The 26223-nt window shown below is 55.0% G+C and carries 12 protein-coding genes; 10 read left to right on the forward strand and 2 right to left on the reverse strand.

Annotated features, from left to right (window positions below):
* From CFLAV_RS13480 to CFLAV_RS13525, 10 genes are all read left to right on the forward strand, one after another.
* Nucleotides 1–304, forward strand: a 304-nt coding sequence (locus tag CFLAV_RS13480) for a sugar phosphate nucleotidyltransferase (RefSeq protein WP_040548653.1), incomplete at its 5' end; no start/stop codon positions are given.
* 9 nt (nt 305–313) lie between these two features.
* Nucleotides 314–1261 (forward strand): SDR family oxidoreductase, encoded by a 948-nt coding sequence (locus CFLAV_RS13485; protein ID WP_007415292.1) that lies wholly within the window; start codon nt 314–316, stop codon nt 1259–1261.
* A gap of 16 nt (nt 1262–1277) precedes the next feature.
* Nucleotides 1278–2291, forward strand: a complete 1014-nt coding sequence (gene rfbB / locus CFLAV_RS13490) for a dTDP-glucose 4,6-dehydratase (protein ID WP_007415293.1) — start codon at nt 1278–1280, stop codon at nt 2289–2291.
* A gap of 297 nt (nt 2292–2588) precedes the next feature.
* Nucleotides 2589–5708 (forward strand): LamG-like jellyroll fold domain-containing protein, encoded by a 3120-nt coding sequence (locus CFLAV_RS13495; protein WP_007415294.1) that lies wholly within the window; start codon nt 2589–2591, stop codon nt 5706–5708.
* Nucleotides 5709–7357: 1649 nt separating this feature from the next.
* The gene (locus CFLAV_RS13500; protein ID WP_007415297.1) at nt 7358–11209 is read left to right on the forward strand and encodes a beta strand repeat-containing protein; all 3852 of its coding nucleotides are present in this window, start codon (nt 7358–7360) and stop codon (nt 11207–11209) included.
* A gap of 92 nt (nt 11210–11301) precedes the next feature.
* Nucleotides 11302–12186, forward strand: a complete 885-nt coding sequence (locus CFLAV_RS36930; RefSeq protein ID WP_083808935.1) for a prepilin-type N-terminal cleavage/methylation domain-containing protein — start codon at nt 11302–11304, stop codon at nt 12184–12186.
* A gap of 138 nt (nt 12187–12324) precedes the next feature.
* Complete coding sequence (locus tag CFLAV_RS32285) at nt 12325–16152, forward strand: sialate O-acetylesterase (RefSeq protein WP_160164576.1); 3828 nt, start codon at nt 12325–12327, stop codon at nt 16150–16152.
* A 376-nt stretch (nt 16153–16528) separates the two neighbouring features.
* Nucleotides 16529–17281, forward strand: coding sequence for a type II secretion system protein (locus CFLAV_RS34900; protein WP_007415300.1), 753 nt, complete (start codon nt 16529–16531; stop codon nt 17279–17281).
* 61 nt (nt 17282–17342) lie between these two features.
* On the forward strand, nt 17343–21164 hold the full coding sequence (locus CFLAV_RS13520; protein WP_160164577.1) for a DUF5010 domain-containing protein: 3822 nt from the start codon (nt 17343–17345) through the stop codon (nt 21162–21164).
* The gene (locus CFLAV_RS13525; RefSeq protein WP_007415302.1) at nt 21161–23635 is read left to right on the forward strand and encodes a discoidin domain-containing protein; all 2475 of its coding nucleotides are present in this window, start codon (nt 21161–21163) and stop codon (nt 23633–23635) included. Before CFLAV_RS13520 ends, CFLAV_RS13525 begins: the two co-directional genes overlap by 4 nt.
* 53 nt (nt 23636–23688) lie before the next feature.
* On the opposite strand, the gene CFLAV_RS13530 is transcribed toward CFLAV_RS13525, so the two are convergent.
* Together CFLAV_RS13530 and CFLAV_RS13535 are read right to left on the reverse strand one after the other, a co-directional pair.
* The gene (locus tag CFLAV_RS13530) at nt 23689–24318 is read right to left on the reverse strand and encodes a response regulator transcription factor (RefSeq protein WP_007415303.1); all 630 of its coding nucleotides are present in this window, start codon (nt 24316–24318) and stop codon (nt 23689–23691) included.
* A 27-nt stretch (nt 24319–24345) separates the two neighbouring features.
* Nucleotides 24346–26043 carry a sensor histidine kinase gene (locus CFLAV_RS13535; protein WP_007415304.1) on the reverse strand — a complete coding sequence of 566 codons (1698 nt, stop codon included), beginning with the start codon at nt 26041–26043 and terminating at the stop codon, nt 24346–24348.
* Nucleotides 26044–26223 lie beyond the last annotated feature (180 nt).

Consider the following 26223-nt stretch of genomic DNA (forward strand, 5'->3'; position numbering starts at 1 on the left):
ACTGGAAATCACCGCCGTGAACGTGGAGTATTTAAACCGCGGCCAGTTGCGGGTGCACCGGCTCAACCGGGGCTTTGCCTGGCTGGATGCCGGCACCAGCAGCAGCCTCCATGAAGCCTCGGCCTACGTCCAGACCATTGAGAAGCGCCAGGGCATCAAGATCGGCTGCCCGGAGGAGGCCGCCTTCCACAGCGGCTTTCTTTCCCTCCATGAGCTCGAATCCCTCACGGCCAAGATCCCCAAGTGCGAATACCGCGATTACCTCGGCGCCCTGGTGGCGGAAACCAAACGCTTGAAACCCTAGTTGCCTCCCATGATTCTTTTACTCGGCGCCACCGGCTACATCGGCCAGGCCTTTGCCACGGAACTCCAAAGGCGCCACCAGCCTTTCACCGCGCTCTCACGCAAGGAACTGGATTACACCAAATTCGAGCTCTTCCTCAAGCACCTCCAGCGCACCAAACCGGAGTTTGTCGTCAATGCGGCGGGTTATACCGGCAAACCCAATGTGGATGCCTGCGAGAATGCCAAAGCCGACACCCTCCAGGGCAATACCCTCCTGCCCCAAACCATTGCCCAGGCCTGTGCCGCGGCCCAGGTCCCCTGGGGCCACGTCTCCTCGGGTTGCATCTACTCCGGGGCCAAGATCAGGGTGGGCACTGAACTGCGCGTGGAAAGGGACCTTACCCGTCCGGATTTGAAAACTCTGGTGGCCTCCAATCCCCAGGCCATCCTGGGCTTCACGGAAAATGACGAGCCCAATTTCTCCTTCCGCCAGCCGCCCTGCAGCTTCTACAGCGGCACCAAGGCGCTGGCGGAGGAGGCCATCCAGGACCTGGGCCAGAGCTATATCTGGCGCCTGCGCATTCCCTTTGATGAATGCGACAACGCCCGCAACTACCTGACCAAGGTCCAGCGCTATCCCAAGGTTTATGACAACGTCAACTCCATTTCCCAGCGCGCCGATTTTGTGAGCGCCTGCCTGGACTTGTGGCAGCTCCGGGCCCCCTTTGGCATTTACAATGTCACCAACCCGGGCTTTTTCACCACCCGCCAGGTGGTGAGCGCCATTGAGCGCATCCTCAAACCCAGCCGTCGTTTTGAATTCTGGGAAAGCGACGAGGAGTTTTACCAGGTCGCAGCCAAGACTCCCCGCTCCAACTGCGTCATGGACACCTCAAAGTTGCTGGCCACGGGCGTCAAGATCCGCAGCGCCCAGGAGGCGCTCGAATACTCCCTGCGCCATTGGAAACCCGAATAAGTTTTAGCTCTCTTTCATGAATTTACTCATTACCGGCGGCGCGGGCTTCATCGGCGCCAACCTCATCCAGCTCATCATTGATAATCCCGGGATTACGCGGCTCGTCAATCTCGATGCCCTGACCTATGCCGGGCACCTGGCCAACCTGGAGCAGGTCTCCCGGCATCCCAATTACGTCTTTGAAAAAGCCGATCTCCGCGACAAATCGGCCGTCCTGGAGGTGGTGCAAAAACATGCCATCACCCACGTGATGCACCTGGCGGCCGAATCCCACGTGGACCGCTCCATCACCGGGCCGGGCGATTTCATCCAGACCAACATCGTTGGCACCTTCAACCTGCTGGAAGCCTGCCGCGGTTTTTGGGGCACTGATCTGAAGGATAAACGTTTTCACCACATTTCCACCGATGAAGTCTATGGCAGCCTGGGGGCCACGGGTTATTTCCTGGAGACAACTCCTTACGCGCCCAACTCCCCCTACTCGGCCAGCAAGGCCTCCAGTGACCTGCTCGTGCGCGCCTACCACCACACCTATGGCCTGCCCACGGTGATCACCAATTGCTCCAACAACTACGGCCCCTTCCAGTTCCCGGAGAAGCTCATCCCCGTGGTCATTCAAAGCGTCCTGGCCCGCCAACCCATTCCCGTCTATGGTGATGGCCTGAATGTGCGCGACTGGCTTTACGTGCGCGACCACGCCCAGGCCCTCTGGCAGGTACTCACCCGGGGAAAGGAGGGCGAGACCTACAACGTCGGCGGCCACAACGAGTGGGCCAATATCCACATCGTCCAGCTCATCTGCGACCTGATTGATGAACTGGCCCCGCAGGTGGGCGGCAACTCCCGCCAGTTGATTACCTACGTCAAGGACCGGCCCGGCCATGACCGGCGCTACGCCATTGACGCCACCCGGATCAAAAACGAACTCGGCTGGGTCCCCGCCCACACCTTCGAACAGGGCATTCGCGAAACCGTCCAGTGGTATCTCGACAATCAACCCTGGGTTGCCGAGGTGAAAAAAAAGGCATAGCAGAGGGTTTGTAATATCCAGGCACGGGTAGCAATACTCGTAAATTCACCGGATTTCCTCTGCGCTGCATCGTGTGCGAGGGAGCACTCTCTTTACAGCACTTTACAGCGTTCGAGAAAGGCGGTTGGCAAAGAGCCCTGGTTCATCTCCATAGGACTACTGCGCAAGATTGTAGCCGAGATTAAAGTCCACGGATTGCAAAATTGTTCTCCACGTGCGATTTAGTATGCGCCTTTCAGATACAGTGTGCTACAAATAGAACCACCGGCACGCTGAGGTCATTAATCAGAAAACGTAATGCTCTTAATCTATATGAGTCTATCGCTTGTACTGCCCGGATCAGACAAACGTTCATGCAAATTCCAAACCAATGTTCGCGCAACGCGAAAAACAACCTCAGGAACTGCCACGGCGTTTGGCGTGGTTTGCATGCTCATGTTCCTTGGGGCAGTCGCGGAAGCGGGGACGTGGACCGCGCTGACGCATGCGCCACCGGCCGGTCTTAACAACGCCCTTCTGTTGGGCGATGGGACGGTGATGTGCGGAGACGGCGGCAAGAATTGGTATCGGCTGACACCGGATATTCATGGCAGCTACATCAGCGGGACGTGGACCACCATGGCGTCAATGCGCGACACCCGCCTGTTCTATGCATCGCAAGTCCTGACCAACGGCAATGTTTTTGTCTGCGGCGGCGAGTACGGCACGGGCAGGGGAAGGGCGGAAGTATACAATCCGTTGGCAAATTCCTGGACCTCGACCCCGCTTCCAGGGATTGGTTACTCGGATGCGGAATCGAAGATGCTGCCCAACGGAAATGTTGTACTGGAGCATAGCGTTTATAGCGTTGCCAGCAATAGTTGGATTTCGGTCAACGCCCTGCGGGGCCAAGGGGAAGCCTGCTGGGTCAAACTCCCGGACGACAGCATCCTGACAGTGGATGGCGGGGCGAACACCGCATCACGCTTCATTCCCGCGCAAAACAAATGGATTTCAGACACAACCTGTCCGGTGGCACTTTACGGCTATGGTTTTGAGGAGGGGGCGACGCATTTGCTGCCAAATGGCAAGGTGTTTTTCATCGGCGGCACGGTCAATACGGCAATTTACACCCCGAGCGGCAGCACTGCTGCCGGTACCTGGGCGGCTGGTCCCACGATGATGTTCGGAACGAATGCGCTGGGGGCGGTTGACGCGCCATCTGCCCTGATGGTGAACGGCAGGGTGCTTTGTGCGCTTGGTCCCACGAATGGTTTTAATTCCCCAACTTATTTCTATGAGTACGACTACACGACCAACGGTTTCACGCAGGTGGATGGTCCGACCGGGCCGACCTACAACAACGCTCCGTTTGCGAGCGCCATGCTCGATCTGCCGGATGGAAACGTGCTGTTCATCGGGGGGCAGGGGAGCACCAAAGTTTACGTTTACGCGCCCGATGGCACACCGTTGACGAATGGATTGCCGGTCATCAGCAATATCACGGAAAATGTGGACGGCTCGTATCATCTTACCGGCACGGGGCTCAACGGCATCACCGGCGGTGCGTCGTACGGGGACGATTGGCAGATGGACAGCAACTATCCAGTGGTGCGAATGACCAATAGCGTTACCGGCAATGTTTATTATGCTCGAACCTACGGATGGAACAGCACCGGCGTGGCCACCGGCAATCGGGTGGTCACGACGGAATTTACACTGCCGGCTAATTTGACGTCTGGGACGTATTCGCTGGTGGTGACGGCCAACGGCAACAGTTCGGCACCCACGAATTTCACCTACGCGCCACTCAGCGCGCCGACCGGGCTGGTCGTGACGAACGGCTTGAATGCGCAGGTTGGTTTGTCGTGGAACGCGGTTTCAGGAGCGACCAGCTACAACCTGAAGCGTTACACGACCAGTGGCGGGCCGTATTATTCGCTGGCGGTCAACCTGACCGGTACGAATTACCAGGATGCGGGATTGGTGAACGGGACGGGGTATTTTTATGTGGTGTCGGCGGTGGGCAGCGGCGGGCCGAGTGCCAACTCCCCCCAGGTCATTGGCACGCCAGTGGGGCCACCGCCGATTCCTGCCGGGTTTAACGCTATGCCGGGCAACGGGCAGCTCACCTTGACGTGGACCGCCAGTTTTGGGGCGACGAGCTATAATTTGCAGCGGTCCACGACCAGCGGCGGCCCCTACACGACCGTGGCCAATCCGACTGGTACGACTTACATCAACGCCGGACTGGTGAACGGCACGACGTATTACTACGTGCTTTCCGCGGTGAATTCGCACGGTCCGAGCGCGAACAGCGGGCAGGTGAGCGCGGCCCCTTCGACCGTCGCCAATGGATTGATCGGTTACTGGAAGTTTGACGAGGGTTCGGGAATCAGCGCGGCTGATTCCTCCGGCAATAACAATGTGGGCACATTGGCAAACAGTCCAAGCTGGGTAGCTCCGGGCAAAGTCGGCCCGGCAGCGCTTCAGCTCAATGCCGCAAACTTGCAGATGGTTTCCGTTTCGGATGCGACCAGTCTCGACCCGACCAGCGGGCTTACGATCACCGCCTGGGTTAATGCCGCCAACTGGAGCGGGAACCGGCGGGTTCTGCAGAAGGGCGATGGTGACAATCAATACCGATTGCTGGCCGAAGGAGGCGTGTTCAAGTTTGACCTGAGCGGGGTCGGCACACTGACCACGACCTTGCCGGCCGTTAGCACGTGGGTTCACGTCGCCGGGACGTGGAATGGCACCACCATGGTGATTTACTACAACGGTGTGAGCAAGGCCAGCCTGGCGGCCAGTGGCACCAATGGGATCACAACCGATGCGCTGGCGATTGGCGCAAAAAATGGCAGCAGCGCCACTGGCGACTATTTCCTGGGCACACTGGACGATGTGCGCGTCTATAATCGCGGGTTGAGCGCTTCCGAAATTGCCGTGGTCATGGCGCCGCCGTTGGGAGTGCCGACGGGATTGACGACGACGCCCGGCAACGCGCAAGTGAGTCTGGCGTGGGCAGTCGGTGCGGGGGCAACCAGTTACCATGTGAAGCGTTCGACAACCAGCGGCGGGCCGTACACCATCGTGGCCAGTCCAACTGCGACCAGTTACCTTGATACGGGACTGGCCAACGCGACGATATATTACTATGTGGTTTCGGCGGTCAATGCCAGCGGTGAGGGCGCCAACTCCGTTGAAGCCAGCGCAACGCCTTTTGGGCCACCCATCGTTCTGACTGCGTCACCGACTGTGAACGGACAATTCAGCCTGCAATTTGCGGGAACGGATGGTCAGAATTACGTGGTCGAGACTTCCTCCAACCTGGTGAACTGGACCGCTGTTTACACCAACATGCAGAGCGGCGGTTCGTTCCTCTTCACCGATGCCAACGCGACCAATTTTACCAGCTTCTACCGCGTCCGACAGTGAACGAGTGTAATATGACCATCACGGATGACCATCACGGGGCGGCGGGATCGGCGAATTGGGCGCTTGCACTCGTTGATGACCTTATGGTATTGATGTTGTCGATGCTGGCAATCGCGTCTATTTTAGCTAAGAGCAACATTGCTCTGTTTGACGCAAGTTGTTGGTAATCAGATAGCCCACGTGGCGGAATTGGCAGACGCGCTAGATTCAGGTTTTTGTTCTGATCGTTTTCACCCGCTTCCTTCCCGTTTCATCCCATTGCAACGAAAGCATTGATTCTATTGATCAAAACGGCTGTTCCTGCGAAAAAGCAGCGCCTGCCTTGGGCGTTCGAAACAGAAGCCTTTCTAGCACCAGAACTAGCACAGCGTTTGAAAATTATCTTTTGTTGATTTGCAATAACTTAGGAAATTTCCTTCGAGCCATACTCATTTTGCCTAGAAACTAGCGCGTCCAATAAGAACTTAAAATCGGTTGTTTAGATCAGATGTTAATATTCCAGTGCTCCGATTAACATGGCTCACCTGTTCACGTAACATAGCAATTTCGCAAGGAAGTAAGTCCGATTCCGACCCTCGCCTCCAAGTCTTGAATGCTTGGGCTTCAATAGTTTTGGAGGGTTCGCGGGTTCCATTGCCAGAGAAAATCTCTGGCTGGTGATGATTCGTGCGTGTTCAGTGCAAGTGCGGCGCGAGTTCGCCCACTATCCTTTAACGCGCCAGGAGTTGATTGCTTTAGCCTCGTAGTGGATCAACTATGAAGTAGCGATTCTGGATTTACCGGCGAGACAACGGGATTTTTTATCTTCAGGACTCGGAGACGAACACGCTGGAGAGCCTGCGCACCCGCGATGAGGAGCAGGCCAGGAGCTTGCTCCACACCAAAAACGAGGCAGCCCGTCAACCGATCATGAACCGCCAGATGGCTCGGGTTTATCTCTAGGCGGCTGATCCAACCATCCAGAAACGAACTTTGGTCAATGTCTAGGTGGAGGCAATCGCCACCAACAAGCGGGAGACGACCTGGCGTTGATGGGAAAAATGCCACCAATTACCACCCTTTTAAATCGTTGATGCCGCTGGCGGTGGTTGAAACCCAGGCTGAACACTTCGGATGGAGTTCCGACGAACGTCTGCTCACGGCGTCTACATAATTTGTCCTGGATATGGGTTAGCTTCCCTGACGAGAAGCAACAAGGAAGCATCAAACGGAAAGGAATCCTGAGCGCCGGGCGTACTACAATTTGCTCTGGCATTTGAGTGCCTTCCAAACTGACTCAGAGCGATGCTGAAAGCTGAGGATGTGGATTGGAGAGATTGGGTGATTAGCTTTGATTGTCTTAAGACTCGTTGGCGCGGTGGCAAACCATCCCCCAGTTTCGGGGTATAGCCAGATCGTGTGGGCATCAAGTAGCATCTTTCACACCCATGAACCGAATAGCCCCAGCAAACATCTGGATATTATGACCATTAGAGCCGCTTCCTTATCACCCCGGATTGCGCCGATTTTCAGCCGTCACCGTTTTCCGGAGGATGCAAAATCGTCGCCCCCTTGTCAGAAAGATGTTGGTCAAGCAGATAACCAGTCCGTTCTCCCTCAAGACCATCTTAACAATCAATAAAAACCTGATCAGTCACAAATAAGACCCCATGAAGACAACACATCTTTCCAACATGAATCCAGGATTGCCCAGGAAGCTGAGTGATCATTTGGTCCAAATTCGGCAGCCAATTCTCGCATTGAGCCTGATGTTACTCTCAATGGGCGGCGTCTCGGCAGCGAATTTGACTTGGGACGCCGGCAATACCAATAACGGTGCGACCATTAATCCGGCGAGTGGCAGTTGGAATACCGATACCGCCAACCTTGGTTGGAACAACGGCAGCGGCAATGTGAGTTGGACCCAGACCAGCACCACCGCGGGGCTTAACGGTGCCATATTCAATGGCCCGGATGCCGCGGCTGGCACCTATCAAATATCACTTGATCTTGGTCAAATCGCTTTCACCAATCTGGCCATAAACGCCAATGGATACACCTTCAACGGCCCCGGCTCCATGTTCCTGAACACTTCTGGAACCTTGCTGGTTGCCGACGGCAAGAATGTAACCTTCAACAACAATTTTGCGCAGAACAACAGCGCCAAATTCTGGCAACTGGGCACCGGCCCCGTTCCAGCCACGATGACGGTTAATGGCAATATCGCCGGCGACCAGATCGTTTTCAACAGCACTAATGGCAGCACCTTCTTGTTGGGGGGTAATACTGCGGGTTCGGTGGTAACCATTGATGCCAATGTATGGCAGACCAACGGTACATCCACGGGTGTCGCCACCTGGCAGGTCGGCCGTGCCGTTCCGGGTTCGGGGAACAACAACACCGGCGTTTTCGTTTTGGACGGCCCCAACACGGTCATGAACTTCAATACCTCGCTCCAGATTTCCCGTGGGGGTGGGAATGGGACTGTAATACTGCAAAATGGCGCCACGATGAACGTCGGGACGGTTTCTGCGGCGCAAAACGTCCAGATCGAGAGTGAATCCGGCGGCACCCCGCATGGCACATTCAAAATGTATGGCGGCACCCTGAATGTGGGCGCGGTGGGTTCCGGCACCGCCATCGGCCAGATCAAATTGGCCCAGCAGGGTTCTCCGGCGGGCGCGACGGCGGTGTTCACCCAGACCGGCGGCGTGGTCAATGCCTGGGGCGGCATTTTTATCGGAGCCGCCAGCGGCACCTTCAACGGCGGCACGGCTGCCTTCACCAATTCCGGCGGATTTCTCTATATTGGTTCAGGTGGTTCAATTGGCGTCAGCCGTGGCACGGTTTTCCCCCCGACCAATTACTTCGTACTCTCGGGCGGCACCGTGGGGGCCTTGTCGAGTTGGATTTCATCTGTACCGATGATGCTGGATACGCTCAACGGCAACATCACCTTCCAATGTGCTGATGCCAACACCACGCCCTTTAATATTTCACTTTCCGGTGCGCTTACGGGCCCAGGTGGGTTGAACAAAACGGGTGGCGGCACGCTGCAATTGAGTGGCGCCAACAACTATGCCGGGAGCACCGTGGTCAGCGACGGAACTTTGAGGATCATCACCAGCTTGTCGCCGACAAATGGTCCCGTTGTTTTGGATGGCTCGGCAGGTTCGCCGGTAAACACGGTGCAGGTGGCCAACGTGGGGCAATTTTGGTCGATCGGGAATCTGACCTATGCCGCCGGCACACCCACGGCTGACTTTAACTACCTTACTTTCGTGCCCAGTACAACCGTTGCGCCGATCCAGGTCAATGGAAACCTTACCTTCACGGTCACACCTCAGGTTACTATTGCAGGCAGCGGCATCCCCGTCGGCGATTATCCGCTTATCCAATACACCGGCACGCTCTCCGGCACTCCACCAACCACGCCTGTCTCGCTGCCGCCCGGCACAGTCGCGACGATTGTGAACAACACAGCCAGCAAGCGCATCGTGTTGCATGTGACCAGTGGCGCGAATCCGGCCCTTTCATGGAGAGTGGGCAACGGCGTTTGGGACATCAATGGTACCCCGAACTGGACTCAACTTGGCAGTCCCGCCACCTACAACCCAGATGACGGAACCAAGAGCCTGCTATTCGACGACACGGCCAGCGGAACCTCGCCGATCACCGTGACGCTGAACAGCATCGTGCATCCTGCCGGCGTTACGGCAAACAACACGACCAAGAGCTACATCTTCGCAGGCAATGGCAGCATCGATGGAAGCGCGACCTTCACAAAATCAGGCACTGGCATGGTCACGATGGCGACAACCAATACCTACACCGGTGGCACAACCATCAACGCCGGCCAGTTGAACATCAACTACGGTGGCGACGGCAGCCTGAATTCAGCCATCGGCACGGGGCCGCTGACCAACGTCCTGGGCGCAAAGATTGACAACACCAGCGGTCATGCGGTTACGTTGCTGACGCCCATCCCCCAATATTGGCTCGACGACTGGACCTTCGTGGGTTCGGCCAACTTCAACACCGGCCCGGGAGCGGTTACTTTGGGCAGCAGCGTCGTGACATTGACGGTTGTCTCCAATGCGTTCGAAGTCGGCGGAACGATTTCCGACAACGGACTCGGCTACAAGCTGTTCAAAGCCGGCAATGGCGCATTGACCCTGAGGACCGATAACAGTTTTGCCGGGGGCTTGGAGCTCGGCTCCGGGGTATTGAACCTTGGAAGTGCCAACTGCGCTGGTAACGGCATCCTGACCATCGACGGCGGTGCGATCGATAACGTGAGCGGCTCGGATCTCACGTTGGGCGGGGTTCTTTCTGTTTCGATCCCAATTGCCAATGGTGGGACCTTTACTTTCCTTGGCACCAGCAGTCTGGATCTTGGACCGGCGACGATCAATGCCAACAATGGCCAGGTTATGTTCTGGAATATCGTCACCAACACCCTGACCACTGAAGGCGACATTGTCTCCGGCAACACCACGATTACCAAGATTGGCAAGGGTACCCTGGTCATCGGTGGTTTCGGGGCGAGCAGTCAATTCACGGGAATTATCAATGAAGGCCAGGTTGACCTGGCCAAAGGTGCTGGTGTGGCGGTCGGGACCGGCGGTCAGGGCCTGCTGGTCCAATCCAATTCAGTGGTTCGCATCACCGGCGACACCGGCAACCAGATTGCAAACTCACCCACAACTTATGTCCAGACACGACTAAGCTCCGGTGGTGTGTTGGACTTGAATGGGCGGAGCGAAACGCTCGACATGCTCTCAATCACCAATGGGATATTGCGCAATGGTGCCAGCGGGACCCTCTCAACCTTGACTATCGTTGGAACGACTGGCGTTCATCCTACCAACACGCTGACGCTCAACGACGTAAACTGCCAATTTGATGTCCCGCCTGCGGACGCGGAGTTGGACATCGCCGCCACCATCGATGGCGCGGGATCATTGGTGAAGACCGGGTTGGGCACGTTGAGCCTGTTGAACAGTAATAATTATACGGGCAATATAACTGTCAGCAGCGGCACATTGGTGCTCGCTTTTCCCAGCCTTTCAACCAACTCCGCAGTGAACGTTGCCACCAATGCCACCCTTGGCACCAACGCTATTCTGAATTTGAACTTCGCAAATTCAGAAACGAACACGGTGAGCACGCTGGTCTTGGGTGGAGTCAGCAAAGCCCCTGGCATCTACAACGCAATCACGGATCCGCACTATATCACAGGTTCGGGCAGTCTGCAGGTCATTCCTGTGTCGACGATCAACCCGCTGCCCGGCCCTATTCAGTTCAATGTTCAGTCCAGTGTTTCAGGCAGCACGCTGGCATTATCATGGCCAACGAACCTGGGCTGGATTCTGCAAAGCCAGACCAATGCCTTGAGCACCGGGTTGGTGAACAACAGCAATGCCTGGTTTGACATGCCAGGGAGCGCTGCCGTCACGTCAACTAATCTGACAATTAATCCGACCAATTCGACGGTGTTCTTCCGGCTCCGTCTTCCTTGAGCGGGTCAATGGATCTGACTTATCGAAGCTTGATGGGCGGGAACGGCTGCAAACGCCGCTCCCGCCTCATCCAGGTGGAACAAAAGGCAACAATGAAGACGAAAGACACAAAAACGATCAGGAAAATAAAGCCTGATCGCGGGTTCACCCTGATTGAATTGCTCGTTGTCATCGCTATCATTGCCATTCTTGCAGCCATGTTGCTTCCGGCGTTGAGCAAAGCGAAAGATAAAGCACTGGGCGTTGCCTGCCTGAACAATACAAAGCAGATAGGCCTTGCCGTGATCATATATGCGGGAGATAACAGTGATTGCTTTCCGATGCCGCCCGGCGTCAGTTGGGAGGTAGGTCCTTATAATAATGCGAAGGGACTGGCCTGCGGAGGAGAGTGGTTTCGCGCTGACAAAAAAACTCCAAACACTCCGGCCCCGCTGTTGGTGTCTCAGTTGGCAAACAACAAAGTATGGGTATGCCCTAAACGCAGGCGCGGCCTGACCTATAAATCTGAACCCGGGGAATTTGATCCAAGCATAACGGGTTTTCTTTCCTACGGGTTCAACCTGGTGGGTGTGTTTGGCGTTCCTGTCACTGCTGGCTCCTATAATAACAAGCCCTTCAAAATTGCCAGCTCAGCCAAACCGTCGGACATGGTGATGAGCACGGATTCGAGCGGCTCCAATGACCCAGCCAACTGCTCCGCAGGCGATCTCAGCGGCGATGCGGCATGGCTGGATATCGTCTGGGCGGGCAGCGGTTCCGATAAGTATCCCCGTCTTCAGACCGCGTATGCCAAGCATAACAAACGTGTGGATGTCATTTATGTGGATGGCCATTCCGCTTTTTCGCTACCCAGCCAGCTTTCTTGGGGACAGTTCTACGGAAAATTCAGTGGCACTATGGATAATGGCGCCTCGGCAACCTCGGCCATCTGCGCCCCATCGTTCGATGCCAAGGAATGGAGTCAGACGCCAGAATGATGCCACCTGATGATCAGCACAAGGGGATCATATGCGCATGGACAGGAAAAGTTGCAAATCTGGCCGGAGAACAACAGAGACATACATACCTCCCAGCAAGAGTGTTGCTTGTTTTGGGAGAGGATGGAAGATAGCAACATGAAACCCTCGTTTGCGTTCGTACGATGGTTGGCATTGCTGTTGGTTGGATGCGGTCTGACCATCGAGGCGAATGCCGCACCCTTGAGTCCCCATCGGTTGTTTTCCAGCCACATGGTGTTGCAGCGTGATGCCGATGACCCGCTCTGGGGTTGGGCTACACCTGGCATCACAGTGACAGTGAAAGTTTACAACCAAAATGCCGCACTGGTTCAGACCAAGACGGCGGTTGCCGGTTCGGATGGTCGCTGGCAGGTGACCGTAGGGCCTTTCGGATTGGTGGCCAACAACGCCGCTTACAGCCTCACGATATCCGATGGGGCAACCACCCTGACGCTCACGGATGTCCTCATCGGCGATGTCTGGCTATGCGCCGGTCAATCCAACATGCAGTTTTCGCTGAATGAAATCGGTGTGACCAACCTTGCGGCAGAGATTGCCGATTCGGCAAATTATCCGGCGATCCGAAATTTCAGTGTTCCCTTTACCTCATCGCTCACGGCCGAAACCAATCTTCCGAGCGGTTCCTGGCAGGGCGCCGGTCCATCAACTACGGGAGGTTTTACGGCAGCGGGTTACTTCACCGCCCGGGAGATCTACAAGCAGCAACATATTCCAATCGGGATCATTCGTTCCGCGTGGGCGGGGTCGGAGATCAAAAGCTGGCTCGACCCGCTGTTTGTTTCCGAAATATGCGATTTCACACAACCCATTTTTGATCAGGCGGGGCAGACGCCGGGAAGAGATACGATTTCCGGGCCATATAATGCGATGATCCGGCCACTTTCACCTTTTAGAATAAAGGCTGTCGAGTGGTATCAGGGGGAGTACAATGTCGGTTGGCCGGAACAATACAGCCGGCTGCTGCCGGGGTTGATGAGCAACTGGCGCTCGCTTTTCGGACAGCCAAATCTGCCTTTCGTCATCATTCAATTGCCGAACTTTGGGAACACACAATCCCAGGCGGTGGAGACAGGCAGTTGGGCGGAGCTTCGCGAAGCGCAGTTGAAGACGGTGCTGAATGACGCCAGCGCCCGTCTCGTTACCACGATTGATATCGGCAACGGGGATCTCCATCCCATTGACAAGCAGGATGTGGGACAGCGCGCCGCGTGGGCCGCGGCGAATCTGGTCTATGGGCAGCAGATCGTCGATCAAGCCCCCGTCTTGGCCGGAACCATGGTCTCGGGGAACACCATCATCTGCACTTTCACGAATGTCGGTGCGGGGTTGATGGCCGGAACGAAAACCCTGTCGCCGCTGAGTCCGGCTCAACAAACGGTGGGCGGAGCCTTGGGCGGCTTTGCGATCTGCGGTGCGAACAAGGTCTTTTTTGCCGCCAGCGCGGTGATAACCGCGACCAATCAGGTGACCGTTACCAGTGCGGGTGTGACGACGCCTGTGGCGGTGCGTTACGCGTGGGGCAGCAATCCCCCCGGCAACCTTTATAATAAAATCACGGATGCGATTGGCGCTGTCACCAACGGCGTGCCGGTGGGATCTTTCCGCAGCGACCCCGTCAATCGGTTGGTCGTGATTTCAGGAACGGGGACGGGTTACTATTCCTTGGGATCCCAAGTTGCGATCACAGCCAGCAATCTCACCGGACTGGCTTTTCATCATTGGAGCGGCGATACCAACCTCTTCTCCACCGTCAACGGTTCGACGGCGACCTTGGCACAAGCTCAGGAATATGTGTCCGTGCTCGCCAACTACCAGATCACGGGAGCGCCGTCCGGGGTGATGGCGACGGCGCAGCCCAGCCAAATCGCTCTCACTTGGAACCCGATGGTTGCAGTTCATTACAATGTAAAACGGAGCGGCATAAGCGGTGGACCTTACACAACCGTGGCCTCCAATCTCGTCGGTGTAGCTAATTATGTGGATGCGAATGTGATTGTTGGCACCACCTATTACTATGTTGTGTCAGCGGCCAACCTCCTTGGAGAAGGGCCAAATTCATTTCAAGTCAGCGCGATTCCGACCGGCGGAGTTCCCATTTCAACAAATACCTGGGATGCGAACGGCACGACAGGTCCCAATCCTGTTGATGGGAGCGGAAGCTGGCTGACCGCCAGCAACTGGTGGAACGGCAGTGCCAATGTCAACGGCCATTGGACCAACAGTCCCAGCGACAGTGCCATATTCGGAACGGGGACCGCCGGTAATTACACCATCAATCTGGGTGGGAACAGCCTCTTCGCCTCGAATGTGGTGTTCAGCACCTCTGGCTACACGCTGACGAACGGCACGCTGACCCTCTCGGGAAGCGGCACTCCTCTCATGGTAAATGCGGGCGTGACGGCCACGCTCAAGAACGCGCTGACCACCAGCCTTGCCAGCACCTTCCAGGTCAGCAGTGCCGGGACGCTGAGCCTCGCCGGCGGGGCAACGCTCGCCGGCAACACCATCCTTACAGGTGGCGGCACCGTCGATTTGAACGCCGGCACGTTTGCTGGGCCGAACTTCGTGCTCTGGACACAGACCCCGGTGACCCAGGGGGCGGCGACGCTCAACACCGCACGCATCATGGTTGGCTACGGGGGGAATTCCACCTACACCCTCAACAGCGCGGGCGCGCAGGCCACCTCGAGTGGCGGCGGAGGTGACTCCTTCATCGGGCGGGCCGGCAGCGCCGGAACCTGGGAGTTGAAACAGGGCACGGTCACCTTGACGGCGGCCAGCGGTGACAGCCTGCGGGTCGGGTTTGATGGGAGCAGCAAGGGCACGCTCACGGTGGAGGGTGGAGTCTTTAATCTGGGTGGGAACACCCTTTACATCAACCATGGCGCGACGAGTTCCGGCGGAGCAGGGACGGTCAATCTTTCGGGGGGAACATTGCTGGCCGGCGCCGTTCAGTTCGGGGGCGGTGGGACCTTCATTCCGGGAGCGTCCGCCGCGTTGAATGTAACCGGCGGAACGCTGTACGTGGGTCCGGGCGGGATCTCCAGGAATGCGCTGGGAACCCTGGCGAGCTCGATCACCCTTTCCGGGGGCGTCATCGGAGCGGCGGGCAACTGGTCCTCGTCCGAGCCGATGGGCCTGGCCAATGGGAACGGGAACATCACCTTCCAAGCGGCGGATGCCGGCAACAATGCTAAAGACATTGCTCTCTCCGGTGGTGTGTCCGGCACTGGCGGGTTGATTAAGACGGGCAGTGGCAAACTGACCTTAAGCGGAGCCAATACCTACACCGGCGGTAACATCATCAATGCCGGAACGTTGAGTCTGACGACAACCAATAACGTTTCGATGCCTTATATCAACAACGGCGGCATCCTCGAAGTGCGCCAGGCGACTGTCGGAAGTTCATTGGCAGTCAGCACACTGACCTTGGGCAGCGGCAGCCCGCAGTTGAATTTTGACTTGGCTAACCTGGGTAACACAATTGCACCCCTGATCAGTGGTGAGAATCTGACGCTGAACGGCAATGCAACCGTCAACGTGTTCAACGCGCCATCCAGTGGCACCAGTGTGTTGTTGACCTACTCAGGCACCCGCGGCGGTGCGGGAAATTTTGTGGCCGGCACGGTTCCGTCAGGTGCGGTCATCATTGACGATGTCGTGGGCAAGAAGGTGAGCCTGGCTTATCCGTCACCGCCGGTTCCGATGATTCTCACGATTAGTTATGACGGACCCCGCCTCAATTTATCTGGAACCAACGGCCCGACATCCGGCTCCTATCGGATCTTGAGCTCGACAAACCTGGCTGATCCGTTGTGGATTTCCCTGCTGACCAATGCATTTGATGCCGGCGGTGCTTTCAATGCGACTATTCCAGTGAATCGAGAAGCCCCAGCCGTTTTTTTTCGCGTGACAGTGCCATGACTGACGGCCCGTTGGAGCATCCCCGAAACAGTTTAATTAAGATGGTCAACGCTGTCGTGTGAACGCGTTTAACCTCCATCCCCCAGTTTCGGGGTATGGCAGAGCGTGTGGACATCGTGTAACATCTTCCATACCCATGAACCGAAAATTGTTCCGGCCAGGATCAGCAGAATCGTCGACCCTCGTCAGAAAGATTTTGGTGAAGCAGATAGCCAGTCGGTTCTCCTCAAGAGTATTCAGCAATCAATAAAACCTGATCTGTCATAAATAAGACCCTATGAAGGCAAAACCTTAATGTTGTAACAGGCACGTCGCATCTGCGCTTGGCTGCGACGTGCCGTCCTTTCAAGCGCAGCTAACAAAGATAAATTTCACAATGATCACTCCAACCGCTGTCCGTTGCCAGCCATCAACCCTGTTCCGTCGTGATAAAGGCTTCACCCTTATTGAGCTTTTAGTAGTTATAGCCATCATAGCCATTCTTGCGGGGTTGTTGCTTCCCGCCTTGAGCAGAGCAAAACAAAAGGCTCTTCAGGTGTCCTGTCTTAACAATCAAAAGCAGCTTGGTCTCGGCTTCATGATGTACGTCGAAGATTTCCGTGATACCATGCCTGCCGATGCTTCAAGGATTGGGCATAATAATGAAGATTGGATTTGGTGGCAAATAGGAAGTGGATTTAACGTCGCTCAAAGCCCCATATTGATTGCAATCAAAGGAAACACCAATTCCATGCGTTGCCCTATGGATAAAGATGATACCGGAAGAAAAGCCGTGATGGCTGCTGGCGGACAATGGTATGGCTACAGTTATACCATAAATGGTTATTCTGTTGGTACAGTTCTCATGGGAGCAGCCTCATCGTATGCCGTGACCGGCAGTTTTATTCCGCAAAGACTTTCAAGTATTCGCAATCCTTCCAACAAGCTGATGCTTTTGGAAGAACCTGCCTCGGCGAGCGATGCCCCGCCAGGCTCGACAGTTTTTTTGGATGACGGACGCTGGGTTCCTCCTAACACGATTACTATCCGGCACCGTGGGAAGGGCAATGCTAATTTTGTCGATGGCCATGCCGCACCGATCGACTACAAGTTTGCTGCCGACACCAATCATATCGACGCGAGCTTGTGAAGACTTGCATATGAGGTGGCCATTGCTCAGACATTGTTTATTTCTTCTAATAAGCTTGCTTTTGGCCGATCTGCGATGTTTTGGAGGTGGCTGGTACGTCGGCAACACTGCCCCGGGAGAGTGGATTCAATATACAAATATTTGGCTGTCGGCGGGAAGCTACCGATTCACCGCCAATGCAGGTTCGCCCCTTGGTGGTGCGACCATGCATTTGGAAGTTGACGGGGTCAATATTCGCCCTGGCGTGGGCGTGCCAAATACCGGTCGAGTGGATTCGTTTGGCCTTGTTCATCTGGGAACTGCGAATTTATCTCAAGGTTACCACACTCTCCGAATCGTGTTTGAAACATCAGGAATTTCTTTGGATTGGGTGATTCTTCGGAAGGATGGTGATACGACTTCCATCCTCAAAGCATCGGATACAGTCCTCGTACGGCCATCTACCAGCGGCATGTTGATCGCCCCAATCGTGTCTTTTAACCAACAATCCGAACACAATTCTTTGTTTAACGCCAATGACGCCTCATCCATTTTCGGTGCGTACCCTCAAAAGGATGCCAATGGCCAGCCCTATTCGGACTATCAATTGCGGAACTGGTATCGGGCGCCCATGTTCCAGGACTTTGACCGCAGAACCGATCGCTATTGGGACATCATGGTGGATCAACTCATGGCGTCACGTGCGCAGGTGCCATTGATCCACTGTCGGGGAACCATTGATTTCACTCACGATCTGCAAGACAGAGGTTACGTTGGTGGTGATGGCGCATTCGAAGGACGGTGGCTTAAAAAATTTGTCGAGGCCGTCGCTCGCAATCCTCAAGCAGCCAGTTCTCTCCAAATCGGAATGTTTTTTGAAGACGGACCTGTTGCTGACGACTATTTCAAAACCTACGGCAGCTATCCTTCATGGGGCTCGTCCGCTTTTTCGGACTATGTAATGCAGTACTGGCTGAATCCCTGGTTTGACAACGTGCCGGCATCGCTGCTTTACCAGCCATTCCCATTGCGTCCCATTATCAACATCTGGACCGCTCATCCTGGAAACATGGTGCAGGATGGTAACATGGCATTGTTTCTTACGAATGTTCGTAACCGGATGATTGCGAGATATGGTTTGAATCCATTGTTCATTATTTCTCCAGACTCTGATACGAACGCGCAAGCCCAGGCGTGGGGTGTGGCACCCTGGTATGTCTGGGGCGGGGCGCTGTATACATCGCGCGTCTTCACGGATGGAACGCGATGGGGATTCTCATCATGTGGAAGCCGGAAGCGGATCGACACGGTCTGGGCAAACGATTGGGACCCCGTCACCAACACCGGGACGCCCGCGGGATCCGATGCTGGCGATCCGGATTATCAGTCTCCGCTCGACACGAACGGAAATTCCACTCTCTTGAACTTTTATGCTCAAGCCAGTGCTGCCAACACCAGGCTGATACACCAGGAGGGATTCTTCAACATTCCCGAAGGCAGCCCCATTTTTGCGAGTTGTGCTCCGGGATGGAACTTTCCAAATCAGCACCTCGCGGCCATGCGCCAGTACGCCGATCCCACGACCGAGTCACTCATGTTCGAAGCTGAAAGCTGTGATTCATATTACAAAACGACCCTCCACGAGAACCTCGGTGGATCGTATCGACGACAATGGTATTCAACCACCGGTTTGGACGTTTACCGGCCGCTCCACAATTTAAGCGCCTGGACGAACAAGAGCATCGGTCCCGGAAATCTGGTTGAACTGTCAGCCGGATTCTTTGACGTTTGGGCATTGGATTCTGTCGGCCACGTCTGGGCTCACATTATCAGTGATGGCGCGCCGGACACCTGGACGTCGGTGTCCATGAATGGCATTTCAAAGTTCACCTGCCTGTCTGTCGGCAAGCATCATGCCTGGGCCATCAATGGGACTTCCGTATACACTTGTAAATTGCCTTATGGATGGGCTGCCCAGGATCACACAACGTGGACGTTGCAAAGCGGCAACATGGTTCAACTAGCTGTTAATGCGGCGGATGTCTGGGCACTGGATGCCGGAGGCCTAATCTATAGGAGGCGGGTGAATGAACTGGATGCCCCGGGTGACGTCTGGACCCGGGTACCAGGACCTGCGATGGATAAGATTTCCACGGGAGGAAACTTTATCTGGGGAGTCAGCGGCACCAATATCTATCACAGTCTCACCACGAACGTTTCCTGGACCCAGGTTTCCAATTCTGAAAATATCACCCAAATCTCCGTCGGGTCTGAGGAAGTCTGGGGTATCAATGCGGCCGGAAATGTTTTTCGGAGGAGCGCCTCCGGAATCGGCGGATGGGATTCGATTGATGGAAATCTGGCCAAAATCGCCGTGGGCGAAAATTACGCCTGGGGGCTGTCCGGTTCAACGCCTTCAAGCAGGAAACTGGACGGATTTTTGGGCGCGGCAGTGGCGACTGTGCCAGCCACTCCGACTGGACTGGCGACGACCGCGGGCAATTCATCGGCGAAATTAACTTGGGCGCCAGTGTTGGGCGCGGCCGGCTACAACGTGAAGCGCGCGACTGCCAGTGCCGGGCCATACATGAACGCTGTCATTTCCGCCACCACCAATGCCGTTGACACCGATCTCGTAAACGGCACGACTTACTACTATGTTATAACTGCCTTCAACGGAACTGGAGAAAGCCCTGGCTCGACGGAAATCAGCCTTACTCCGACGGCAACCGGCACGCCACCAGTTGCACCGACAGGATTGACCGCGATAGCGGGAAACACGCAGATTACATTGAGCTGGATTGCCTCATTCGGGGCGACCAGCTACAACGTCAAGCGCGCTATAGCCTATGGCGGGCCTTTCACAATCGTCGCCACAGGAGTCACTGCAACCAATTATACAGACGTTGGCCTTGCCCCGGATAATGCTTATACCTACGTGGTGTCCGCGGTGAATGCTGCGGGAGAAAGTCTTACCGATTCTGCTTCAGCAAGCGCTGCTCCAACAGGCATCCTTTTAGGCCGGACAGGATGGGTGGCCAGCGCCTCGGTGAATTCGGGCAACGCGGGAAGGGCTATCGATGGAAATATCAGCACGCGTTGGGACACTTCCGGAGCCCAAACCCCTGGTCAATGGTTTCAGGTGGATATGGGATCGGTGAAGAGCTTTTACAAGCTCATTTTGGATGCCACTCCTTCGCTGAATGATTATCCGCGCGGTTATCAAGTCAATGTTTCTAATGATGGAGTCAACTGGGGGAATCCGGTGGCCACCGGAGTTGCTTCTTCGGCAGTGACTACGATTAAGTTCGCGACCCAAACCGCCCGTTACATCCGAATCACACAGACCGGAAGCGTGGGTAACTACTGGAGCATTCATGAGTTCAACGTGTATGCGATGCCACCCCCTCCGCCTGTTCCTACAGGTTTGATCGCCACGGCTACTTCCCCCGGCCAGATCAATCTTTCTTGGAACGCTTCAAGCGGTGCAAACAGTTATAACGTGAAGCGTTCCACAGCCAACGGGGGGCCTTATTCCACAATTGCGACCGGCCTGACCGACACTAACTACAGCGACATGGGATTGTCTGCTTCAACGACCTGCTATTACGTGGTCTCAGCCATGGGCTCAGGTGGTGAAAGCGCCAACTCTCCACAAGCCAGTGCCACAACGCAGGCGCCGCTGCCGCCACCAAGCATCGTTATTCTGATTTCCGACGATACACTAACGCTTTCGTGGCCTGCCGACTGTCTCGGTTGGCGCTTGCAAGTACAGACGAATGCGCCGGGAGGCGGATTGACCACAAACTGGGTGGCGGTGCCAGGTTCCGAACTTGTGACGAGTACCAATATCTCGATCAATCCAGCCCGTGTCGCGACGTTCTATCGTCTCATCCATCCATGATGTGCCATAAGACCAGCAATAAAATTCGGGAATGCAGGACTGGAAACAGCAGCTTTCAGTTGGTGGTCCTGGTCATAGGGTTGGTGCTGTTTAGCTCGAGCGCGAATCATCTGAGGGCTGCAGGCGCGAATACTCCCTTTACCACGCTCGAAGCAGAGGCCGGCACTCCAGGTGGCGGCGCAAGCGTGCGTGCCTTTATACCGGGAACAACCGTGCCCAATGCCCCTACAATGGAACTCGAAGCATCGGGACTTGCCTGCGTCCTGCTAACCAATGCCGATGATTCCATCAGTTGGACAAACCCTGTGGCCAATGCCAACGCCATTGTCATCCGCGACTGCATTCCTGATGCCACCAATGGCGGGGGCATTACGGCCGCGATTAATTTGTACGTGGATGGAATTTTTCGGCAGACGATTACTCTGAGCTCAAAACAATCCTGGAATTACCGCAACTCGACGACAACTCCCGATGATCCCAACGGCGGCGGCACACCCTGGCATTTCTACAATGAGGATCGGGCTTTAATTGCCGGAACTCCCGTTGCCGCAGGAAGTGTCATCACGCTTCAAAACGATGCCACCAATACGGCGGCGTTCTACGATATAGATTCCATTGATTTGGAAAATGCTCCTCCGTCCCGAACACAGCCAGGCAATTCCCTGTCGATTGTGACTTATGGAGCCGACCCTAATTTTACGACCGACTCGAAGACAGCCATTCAAAACTGCATCAATGCCGCACGGTCGCAGGGAAAAACGGTCTGGATCCCACCGGGCAAATACATGGTAAACAATCTCACTTCAGGAGGATTGGATTTACGCGGCGTCACAGTCGAAGGAGCCGGAATGTGGCATTCGATGGTTTATAAGAATATTCCCCTCCCTCCCCAAACAACTCCCTGGCGATCGAACATCCAGTTAAATACCAACTCGGTGCTGCGCGATATCTCGATTGATTCCAATGCCATTTACCGCGACATCGGCGGAATCAGCGGCGATGATTATGGACTTACTGCCGTCGGCAACAATTGGCTGATCGAGAGGGTCTGGGTGCAGCATTGTGATGCCAACTGGTTGAGCGGCAGCAACGGAATCATTCGGGACAGTCGAGTGGCAGATAGTTGGGGGGACGGTATTAACCTTAACAACGGCAATACTCCTGACCTATCAAAATTGGGCATCAGCCTGACCGCTTCGAATAACTTCGTGCGAGGCTCGGGCGACGACGGCTTCGCGACTTATTCCGATGCAGGTGCCAGCGGCACCAATCCGCAAATGCAAAACACAAAAATTGTTAACAATACCTCGATTGCCACCTATTGGGCCAATGGCATCCGCGTCGCCGGCGGCACAAACGTGGTTGTGCAAAACAATCTGGTGGACAGTGTCTCGGCAAATAATGGAATGGAAGTGAGTATTTTCGGCAATACCGGAAATCCCTTGGATTCTGCCTTGATCTCCGGAAATGTGATTTTACGAGGCGGCGGTTGGAACAGCACCGACCGGCACGGGATGCATGTGGGCTCTCTTTCGAGCACAGCCACGTTCTCCAACGCTTACACGCGAGCGACGATTACGAACAACATCATTCGGGCTTCCCTGCGCGCAGGCCTCGACATTGGCGCGAGACTCGAGACCTTAATTGTTTCACACAACGTGATTGATCGCCCGGCACAGCAGGGTATTTGGATTCCGTCCGGGGTCACCGGCACTGGATTGTTTGAATACAACAATGTGACCAACCTGAATGCCAACAAGGCGGCGTTTCAAAATGATTCAACCTCTACATTTACGGCCACGTTGGTCAGCAATTCATGGCAGGTTCTCACCGGTTTGTTATCTCGAGGCAAACCGGCGACGGCGAGTAGCTATGATTCCGGTCTGCCGGGAGAACCATTCAAAGGCAATGATGGGAATACCGGCACGCGCTGGTCCGCAAATAGTCCTGCCTATCCCTCCTGGTGGCGTGCAGATCTTGAAAACAACTGCAACTTAACAGCTGTAACAATCAATTGGTATGGTGTTCCCAATCGCAGCTACCAATATAAGATAGAAGTGAGCACCAATGACGTGAATTATGTCATGGTAGTGGATGCAACAGGCAATTCATTGAAAGCCAACACCACCGATACATTCACCGCAATCGCCCGCTACATCCGCATTACAGTAACCGGTTGCAGTCAAGCGGGCGGTTACCCGTCCTTTTACGAATGTTATGTGTACGGCAACGTTATTTCAGCCGCGTCTCAAACTCCCGCAAATATCATAATGACCGCTTCTGGCAATACACTAGCGCTTTCATGGCCGGACGACCATCTCGGTTGGCGCTTGCAAATTCAGACGAATGCGCCGGGAGGCGGATTGGCCACAAACTGGATGGCGGTGCCGGGTTCCGAGCTCGTGACGAGTACCAATATCCTGATCAATTCAGCCCATGGCGCGGCGTTCTATCGTCTCGCTTATCCCTGATCCGGCAGGGAAGGGCGGTCCAGCTAGGAATTCATTGGCCGGACCCGCTGGCTTCAGTGCTTGCCACAGTATTTGGCAACCGCTTCGATCCGGCTGCGCACATGCATTTTTGTGCATGCATTTTTGACATAAGTGCGGACGGTTTCCACGCTCAGGCCCAGCTTAGCTCCAATCTCTTTGTAGAGGTAACCTGACGCCAATAGAGTCAGAACCTGTTCTTCGCGAGGAGCAAGGGGTTTGGCTTTTCCGGTCGCGGGTCCAAGCGTGCGAAAATAACCTACCACTTTTCTGGCGATATGACCCGACATAGGAGAGCCGCCGGAAGCGATATCGCGAATGCCCTCAATGAGGCGTTCAGGCGGACCCGACTTGATCAGGTAACCATTGGCCCCGGCTTTTATGGCGTCGAAAATGCATTCACTGTCCTCGTACACAGTCACAATGATAATTTGAACCAACGGCATGATTTTCTTCAGCTCATGGACGCATTCAATTCCCGACATCTTCGGCAGCTTGATGTCCATCAGCACGACTTCCGGATTCTTGTGCGGAATCTGTTCCAGCGCCTCCTCCCCGGAGCCGTAGTTGCCCACACATTCGATATCTTCAAACTGGCTCAAAATTTGCAACAGTTGTCGGCGTAATCGCTGATTGTCTTCCACTACTGCAACTCTTCTTTTCATAATTTAAGTTTGTCTGGTGACGATTGTTCAACTGTGCTGATGCCGGGAGTCGATCGTTACCCGTATATAAACGGTTGTTCCACCACTCGCCCGGCTTTCGACGCGGCAGGTTCCCCCGATGCTCGCCTGGCGCTCCCTCATATTATTTAAGCCGTTTCGCCCCGGAACATTCGCCTCGACAAAGCCGCAGCCATTATCCTGAACAGAGATGTTTAAAACTTCCGACTCAAAATCGACGCTGAGGATCACTTCCGATGCTTTCGCATGCTTAATGACATTGTGAACGGCTTCCGTCACCGACATGGCGATGTTATGCCTGTCGCGACTGGAGATTTCTACATTTTTGGGCAATTCTGCGACTTGCAGGCGGCAGGACAAATGAGCTTGTTCACAGAGACGAATGCTGATCTGGCAAAGATACTCACCTAATGCATCCAGGTTGTCGTTCTTTGGATTTACCGCCCAGACCGTTTCATACAGTGCCGTAACCATCTCACGGCACATGCCGGAAATCTGGTCAAAATCCTCTGTAGCAAACTTAGGCAAATTCTGTTTGCCTTTCGCCAACTCACTCGCCAGTGATATTTCCGTCAGCCTTGCACCCAGATCATCGTGAATGTCCCGAGCAATACGGAGACGCTCCTTTTCCAAATCCTCCCGCCACCTGAGTCGGACTACCTCGCGCTGCATCCGGCGGGCGGTTAGATACCGGCCAATGCCCAATACAAGCACCACCAGCAAGGTGATAACAAATCCCCAAAAGGCTGGTTTCAGCCAAAAGGGCGGGGGAACGATTACGTTGAGTGAAGCTTGGATCCCTGTGGGGCGCCCCAGAACATCGAAATTCTCGACATGCAATACGTACCGGCCAACCGGCAGAGCACTGAAGTGGGCTGCGGTCATGTCATTCACGCCAATGCTATACATCTCGTCCCATTCGATCAGCATCTGATCGCCTGGTTGCGCCCGTGGAGCAGCATCCACTGTGGTATGCCACTCAGCGTGGGTAGTGCCGTCTGTATCAAAAATCCCGAACGCTTTTTGAGAAGGATTCTCTCCAATGGTGACAATCCTGGCCATGCTGGGACGTCCGCCGTCGGGTCTCCAACCCTTCACTACCGCAGGTTCGGCAGCGGTCCGGGGTTCGCTATCCAACGGCCACGTGATCAGCTCAACTGGTGGTCCGTTGGTGGTGATTTTTGACACTTTCAGGTTCGCCACGATGTACGCTCCCACAGCGGCGGGAGGACCCGCCGAGGTGATCACCACCCAGAATTGTGCCGTGCCGGGCGGGCAAGTGAACATTTCACGGCGATGCGTCAGAGAGGAGGTGGCCAGGGAGCCACGCCATCCTACACTCTCACCACTTACGGTGAATACCTTCTGACCAACCTGATCTTGGGCTTCATTATAAAAGCGGATTGCCACGAACATTTCGCTGGTCCCGTCGTGCCAGACATCTTCATAACCTTCCAATTTATAGCGAACGCGCATCGTCGAGCTTGGGTTATTGGTGCGCGGCCAGAAACGAAATGTAATTTGTGTTGGAAGTGCTCCCAGGTTTACTTCATTTTGCCGTATCGAAAGTTGTTTATTGGCGGCGGAAGCAGAACGGATTTCGAATCCATCAGCGGTATTGCTGGCAAGCTCCGAATGAGCGAGCGCAAGAAAACCAATCCAACTTCCCAGCAGGATCAGAATCTTTTTTACTGTCGGTCTGGTCATCGAAAAAAAAGCAAATTGGTCTTCATCAGGGGGCAATCTTTGGAAGTTTAACAACCCGCGATTCGAAGGCAAACTCTTAATAGGATGTGGTCTTCTGAATGAGGCACAGAAAGAACAATTGAAAGCGTTCCGAAGCTGATTCGGAACACTGCCACTAGGACTGAATTGCCATTCTACGCT

It is taken from the genome of Pedosphaera parvula Ellin514, assembly GCF_000172555.1.
Lineage (GTDB): Bacteria > Verrucomicrobiota > Verrucomicrobiia > Limisphaerales > Pedosphaeraceae > Pedosphaera.